Source organism: Streptomyces sp. NPDC093225 (genome assembly GCF_044753805.1).
In the GTDB taxonomy this organism is placed as follows: Bacteria; Actinomycetota; Actinomycetes; order Streptomycetales; family Streptomycetaceae; genus Streptomyces.
In genome coordinates, this window is record NZ_JBIVNX010000014.1 from 134,171 (window position 1) to 140,170 (window position 6,000).

General features: G+C 74.2%; 4 protein-coding genes. 2 read left to right on the forward strand and 2 right to left on the reverse strand.

Going from position 1 to position 6,000, the window contains the following annotated elements; all coding sequences use genetic code 11:
• Positions 1-7: 7 nt before the first annotated feature.
• Both ACIQCH_RS15840 and ACIQCH_RS15845 read right to left on the reverse strand, forming a co-directional pair.
• Positions 8-658 carry a DUF4360 domain-containing protein gene (locus ACIQCH_RS15840; RefSeq protein ID WP_402581246.1) on the reverse strand — a complete coding sequence of 217 codons (651 nt, stop codon included), beginning with the start codon at positions 656-658 and terminating at the stop codon, positions 8-10.
• A 485-nt stretch (positions 659-1,143) separates the two neighbouring features.
• On the reverse strand, positions 1,144-3,483 hold the full coding sequence (locus tag ACIQCH_RS15845; protein ID WP_402581247.1) for a family 20 glycosylhydrolase: 2,340 nt from the start codon (positions 3,481-3,483) through the stop codon (positions 1,144-1,146).
• A gap of 286 nt (positions 3,484-3,769) precedes the next feature.
• On the opposite strand from ACIQCH_RS15845, the gene ACIQCH_RS15850 reads away from it, so the two are divergent.
• Together ACIQCH_RS15850 and ACIQCH_RS15855 are read left to right on the forward strand one after the other, a co-directional pair.
• Entirely contained in the window at positions 3,770-4,375 is a 606-nt protein-coding gene (locus tag ACIQCH_RS15850) for a flavodoxin family protein (RefSeq protein ID WP_402581248.1), read from the forward strand.
• Positions 4,376-4,682: 307 nt separating this feature from the next.
• On the forward strand, positions 4,683-5,864 hold the full coding sequence (locus ACIQCH_RS15855; RefSeq protein ID WP_402581249.1) for a SchA/CurD-like domain-containing protein: 1,182 nt from the start codon (positions 4,683-4,685) through the stop codon (positions 5,862-5,864).
• Positions 5,865-6,000: the final 136 nt, after the last annotated feature.

Below are 6,000 nucleotides of genomic sequence, written 5' to 3' on the forward strand. Positions count from 1 at the left end.
GAGGGGGTCACGCCGGCGGACACTCCCGCCAGGCCAGGTGGTAGACGGTGCTGATGTCGCCGTCCGTGGAGTCCATGGTCATGTAGCTGGTGGCGCGCGGCGAGGACGTGCCCGCGCGGACGCGGAGCTCGGTGTTGATGTTGAAGTTGCGCTGCACCCCGCAGGGCGCCCAGACCAACTGGGCCCAGTCGGTCGTGTCGGTGGCCTGCCAGTTGTCCTCGTACGCCCCGTTGAACGGGTGCTCCCGCGAGGCCGTCTGCGGCGAGCCCTGGAAGTAGTACGAGGCCTTCGCCGTGGCGCTCGCGCCGGCCGCGAGGGAGGCGTAGCCGCGGTAGTCGGCGCTGGCGATGGCGTAGGTGAACCCGTGGGGCACGTGCACCACGAGGTTGAGCTGGCAGTTGCGGCGCGCCGCCGTGGCGGGGGCGCCGCCGCCGACCTGCGCGAGGTACTCGCTGTACGTCACCGTGAACGCGGTGTTGTCCTCGGACACGGCGACGGCCGCGGTGTCCTTCGGGCAGCCGGATCCGTTGACGGTCGCGATGTCGATGACGATGCGGTCCGTCGGCGGGTCCGTGAACGCCGACGGGCTGGGGTGGGCGGGCAGTGCCGTTGCGAGCAGCACGCCGATCGCGCTGCTCATCAGGAGTCCTCCGGCCATGGTTCTCCTATCGCTGCTTCGGGAACCGGGCGGCACGCGGCCGCTTCCGGTGGTGCGCGGGGGTGGGGGGTGCGGAGCCGGCGGAAGCCGCACGCGTGAGAGGCATGTCCATGACAATCCAGCAAAAGGGGGGTGGCGTCCGGACAGCCGAATCGTAGGAGTCACCGCCCGGCCCGGCCCAGCGCCCGCTCCGGCCATTCCCGCGCGCACCGACTCGGCCGGGCGGGCCGAAAGCGGCCGCCCCGCGGCGAGCGCGGCGAGCGGGGCGGGCGGGACGGTCACCGCACCTCGAACGGCACGCGCCCCCGCCCGCCCCGCACTCCCGCCCCCGCCACCGCGCGCCCGGACCCCCCGGTCCCGGCCGCGACGAGCGGCTTTCGGACACGAAACGGATGGCCGGACTCCGCGTCATCCCCCGCCACGGGCCGGCGAGGGGCGGCGACGCACCGGGACGGGGTTCGCCGGCCGCCCGCGCCCGGCGCGGCTCAGCCGAGCTGCCAGTGCTGGAGGGCGGAGCCGGAGTCGGGCTGCTGGGTGAGCAGGGCGCCGTCCTGAAGGGAGGCGGTGGTCAGCAGCAGTCCGCTCTTCCTGGACGCGACGGCGTACCCGCCGCCGCCGAGCGGGGTGAGCAGCCAGCGCTGGTTGTCGCCGCCGGTGCAGGTCCACTGGACGACCGCGGCCCCGGGCGCGGTGGAGCCGCCCGAGACGTCGGCGCACAGGCCCGAGGCGCCGTTGGTCAGCGTGTAGGCGCCGTCGGCGTCGGCGGTGAGCTGCCACTGCTGGTTGGCGCCGCCGTGCGGGGACCAGGTGATCAGCTGCGTTCCGGCGGTGCGCGAGCTGCCGGGGTCGTCCAGCGCCCTGCCGCCCGCGGTGAGGGTGTGCGGACCCGTCGGACGGTCGTCGTAGACCTCGAGGGCGTAGAGGGAGTAGCCGTACGACGTGGCGCGCCGGGTGGCGTACAACCGGACGTAGCGGCCCGATCCGGTCAGTCCGGTCAGGGTCTCGGTGCCACCCGTCCCGGCGGTGACGGTGCGGACCGTGCGCCAGGTGCCCGCGTCGTCGGAGAGCTGGATCCGGTACTCCTTCGCGTACGCGGCCTCCCAGCGCAGCACCACCCTGCCGACCGCCCGGGTGGCGCCGAGGTCGACCTGGAGCCACTGCGGGTCGGCGTAGGCGCTGGACCAGCGGGTGGCCGGGTCGCCGTCGGTGGCCGCGGGGGCGGGGAAGGCGGCGGTCTCGGTGCTGGACGCGGTGGTCGGGCGGTTCCGGGCCAGGTCACCGCTCCGGTCGCCGGCCGGCCAGGCCGGGTTGTGGCCCACGGCCACGACGATCGGGGTGAAGGCCGCGTAGGTGGCGACGGGCTTGGGGGATCCCCAGGTCTGCTGGGCGAGGCCGCGCAGCGCGTACATGATGCCGGCCGCGATCTGGTCCTCGGTCTCGGCGTTCGGGTTGTCGCACCACACGTGCAGCAGCGAACCGCGGTTGCGGGTGGGGTCGGTGAGCCCGTTGCCGCCCTGGAAGAGGTCGGGGGTCCAGTTCTCGTACATCCAGCGGGTGTCGGGCTTGGCGCCGCCCAGCACGTAGTAGGTGGGCGTCCAGGACTCGTTGGCGACCGTGTGGCCGGCATCGGCGAGCTGCTGCGGGGTGAGTCCGTAGTCGTACCAGTACTCGACGAGGATGCCGGGGTCCGGGCGGACGGTGCCGTCTCCCGCCTTGATCCCGTCGTTCCACATCCGGGTGGTCCTGCCGGCCGCCCTGACCACGGAGTCCGCCCAGTTGACGAAGCCGTAGTAGGTGTCCTTGGCGGTGGCGGCGGCGCCGTAGTGGGCGCGGGCGTAGGCGAGCAGCTGCGGGTACTGGCTGTAGTCCGTGACGTATTCGTCCGCCCCGATGTGCCAGTAGGGGGCGGGGAAGAGCGGCAGGTACTCGGTGACGAGGTCCTCGATCAGGGCGTAGGAACCGGGCAGGGACAGGTCGATGAACTCGGCGCTGGCGGTGCCGGACCGGTTCTTCAGCCGGAGTTCGGGGTGCGCGGCCAGGACCGCGTTCATGTGCCCCGGGGTGTCGATCTCCGGGACGATCGTGACGTGGTAGCGGGCCGCCAGGGCGACCAGGTCGGCGATGTCCCGCTTGGTGTAGTGGTCGGCGGAGACCACCTCGGGGTGGGTGGCGCTCTCCAGCCGGAAGCCGAAGGTGTCCGACAGGTGGAAGTGGAAGTAGTTGAGCTTGAGGTAGGCCAGTTCCTTGATGTGCGCCCTGAGCCAGCCGACGGTGAAGAACTTCCGGCCCTGGTCGACCATCAGGCCGCGCTCGGGCTTGTCGGGCCAGTCCACGGCCGTGCCGGCGGGGACGGTCGGCGCCTGGTGCAGCAACTGCAGGACGCTCCGGGTGCCGAGGAACGCGCCGGCGGCCGTGCCGGCCCGGACGGTGAGGCTGGGTCCGACGGTCATCCGGTAGCCCTCCGCGGGCAGGGACCCGTCGCCGAGGGTGAGCGCGATGTCGCCGGCGGCCGGGGTGCCGTTGACGACGGGGACGGTACGGCCCGCCAGGGCCCCGAGGTCCTCGGCGAAGGTGGCGGCGTCCGCGGCGAGCCGGTCGGCGTACGCCGGGTCGACGACGATGCGGGAGTCCGTCCCGAAGGCGTAGCTGCCGCTGCCGGACGTCCATTGCCGCAGCGCGGGGACGGTCTGGGGCGCGGCGGCGGCGGTCCGTGCCGCGGGAGCGGGGGCGGGGGCCGGGGCGGGGCTCGCGCGTACGGACGGGGCGGGCAGGGCGAGGGTCGCGGCGGTGCAGACCGCGGCGACGAGGAGTCCGATCGGTCGCATGGGTTCCCCAGACGGGTCGGGACGACAGGGGGTGGGCGGCGAACGGGCACCAGTGCAGCGCAGCCGACGCGGACATGTCAATACATGCTCGAAACCCCGCCGCATCGCGCACGAACGCGCACCCGGTCCGTCACCGGGGTCCCGCTTCACGGCGGGAATACGCCCTGCCCCGGGGGCGGTTGGCGGGAACAGATCACGATCACCGACACCCGGTCGGTCGCGGCGGTCCCGCTTCCTCGCCGCCCGCGACCCCGCCCGGGCCTGCGAGAGCGGAGCACACCCGACCATGGATGCGAACCGTACTGCGGAGCGCTCGTTCCTCTTCGTCCTGGCCAGCTCCCGGCCCGACGGCAACTCCGAGGCACTGGCCCGGGACGCCGCGAGCCAGCTGCCCGCCGGCGTCCCGCAGCGCTGGATCGACCTGTCCGCGGACCCGCTGCCCGACTTCCGCGACGGTCGCCACGACACGGGCGACTGGCGCGCCGGCGCGGCCGAGGAGGAGCTGCGGCGGGCCACCCTGGCGGCCACCGACGTGGTCGTCGTCTCGCCCCTGTACTGGTACTCCCTGTCCGCACAGGCCAAGCGCTACCTCGACTACTGGTCGGGCTGGCTGTCGGTGCCCGGGGCGGACTTCAAGCAGCGGATGGCGGGCCGGACCCTGTGGGGGGTGACGGTCATGGCGGACCGGGACGAGGACCGGGCCGACGGCCTGGTCATGACGCTCCACCACACCGCGGCGTACCTGCGGATGCGGTTCGGCGGGGTCCTCCTGGGCAACGGCTCCCGGCCCGGCCAGACGGCGGCCGACGAGCGGGCCGCGATCCGCGCCAAGACGTTCTTCCAGGGCGAGGCGCCGCTCGCCCGCTTCCCCCGGACGGAGGGCACCGACTGAGACCCCGCCACCGTGCCGGCGCCCCGGCGACCACCCGGTGCGGGGGCGGGAGTACGGGGGGCGGGGGTGCGGGGCGGGGGCCACCCGGCGTACGCGGTCGGACCGCCTGGGCATGCGCGATGCGCCGTCCTCGGGCACGCTCACGAGTAGGGCTCGCTGCTCCCTCTTGCTCCTGGGCAGAGAGCCTCTTCGTCCCGGGCCCGGCCGGCGTGAAGCGCTCCGACCCGGGTCGATCCCGAAGCAGCCGGCACTCGATCGTGGCCGGGCCGACCCATGGCGCCCCCCGCGGCAAGGAGATGTGCGCAGGATGACCACAACGTCCGAACGTGATCCAGAATCGCTGCGGCGGCGCATGTCGCAGCGTGTCTCCCAGTCCGTGTTCGACGGCTCCAGGCTCCGCGTCGTCCTGATGGTGCACGTGTACGACGGCGCGCAGCAGCAGTTCCTGGAGGCGTACGAGCAGCTCTCGACCCATGTCGCGTCCGTACCCGGGCACATCAGCGACCAGCTGTGCCAGTCGATCGAGAACCCGTCCCAATGGCTCATCACGAGCGAGTGGGAGAGCGCGCCGCCGTTCCTCTCCTGGATCAACAGCGAGCAGCACGTGCGCATGGTGCAGCCGCTGCACGGCTGCGTCCGCGACACGAGGTCGTTGCGCTTCCACGTGGTCCGGGAGACCGGCGGCCCGGCCGCGGGTGTTCCGGCGGAGGCCCGCCGGCTGCAGACGTTCCCGCGCATCGGGGACGGGGTGGTCCGGCACGCCCTGACGTTCACGGTCAGGCCCGGCAGCGAGGAGGCCGTCGCACGGATCCTCGCCGACTACGCCTCCCCCGAGCCGCGGGTCGACGACTCCACGCGCCTGTGCCGCACCTCGCTGTTCATGCACGGCAACCGGGTCGTACGGGCCGTCGAGGTCAAGGGCGACCTGATGGCGGCACTGCGGTACGTGGCCCGGCAGCCGGAGGTGCGGGCCGTCGAGGAGGCCATCAACCCGTACCTGGAGCAGGACCGGGACCTCGACGACCCCGGGAGCGCACGGGTGTTCTTCACCCGGGCGGCCCTGCCCGCCCTGCACCACGTGGCGGCCGGGCAGACCTCCGGTGCGGAGGGCGCTGGCGCCCCGGTGCACCGGTACGCCCTGCACTACCCGGCCCGGCCCGAGCAGGGCATGCGCCTGGCGGAGCTGCTGGCCTGGCAGGACGTGGCGGCCGCGGAGGACCCCGGCAGCCCGGTGCTGCGCAGCACGATCTTCCAGCGCGACGAGACCGTGGTGCGCATGATCGACGTGCGCGGCGAACTCGAGGCGGCGGACCCGGTCGTGTGCCTGGGCCTGCCCGACCCGGTGCGGGCGGCGGAGCTGACGACGCTGTTCGACGCCGACCCGGCCGGCCCCGTCGACCCCGCACGGCTCCGTCCGGCCGACCTGGCCCGCTTCCTCGACACCGCACGGATGCGGCTCATCACCGACCGGCGGTCGCCGGACGTGTGACGGGTGGGCTTGGCCTCCGACCGGCGGGGGGCGGGGCCCCCCCCCGCCCGCCGCGCCCCCCCCGCCGCCCCCCCCCCGCCCCCCCCCCCCGGCGCCCCCCGCGCGCCCCCGCCCCCCCGGCTGACGGACAGCGGGT

Bases quoted from the DNA above. Each gene is read 5' to 3' on its own strand.
- ACIQCH_RS15840 (WP_402581246.1), bottom strand. From the start codon at position 658: ATGGCCGGAGGACTCCTGATGAGCAGCGCGATCGGCGTGCTGCTCGCA.
- ACIQCH_RS15855 (WP_402581249.1), top strand. From the start codon at position 4,683: ATGACCACAACGTCCGAACGTGATCCAGAATCGCTGCGGCGGCGCATG.
- ACIQCH_RS15850 (WP_402581248.1), top strand. From the start codon at position 3,770: ATGGATGCGAACCGTACTGCGGAGCGCTCGTTCCTCTTCGTCCTGGCC.
- ACIQCH_RS15845 (WP_402581247.1), bottom strand. From the start codon at position 3,483: ATGCGACCGATCGGACTCCTCGTCGCCGCGGTCTGCACCGCCGCGACC.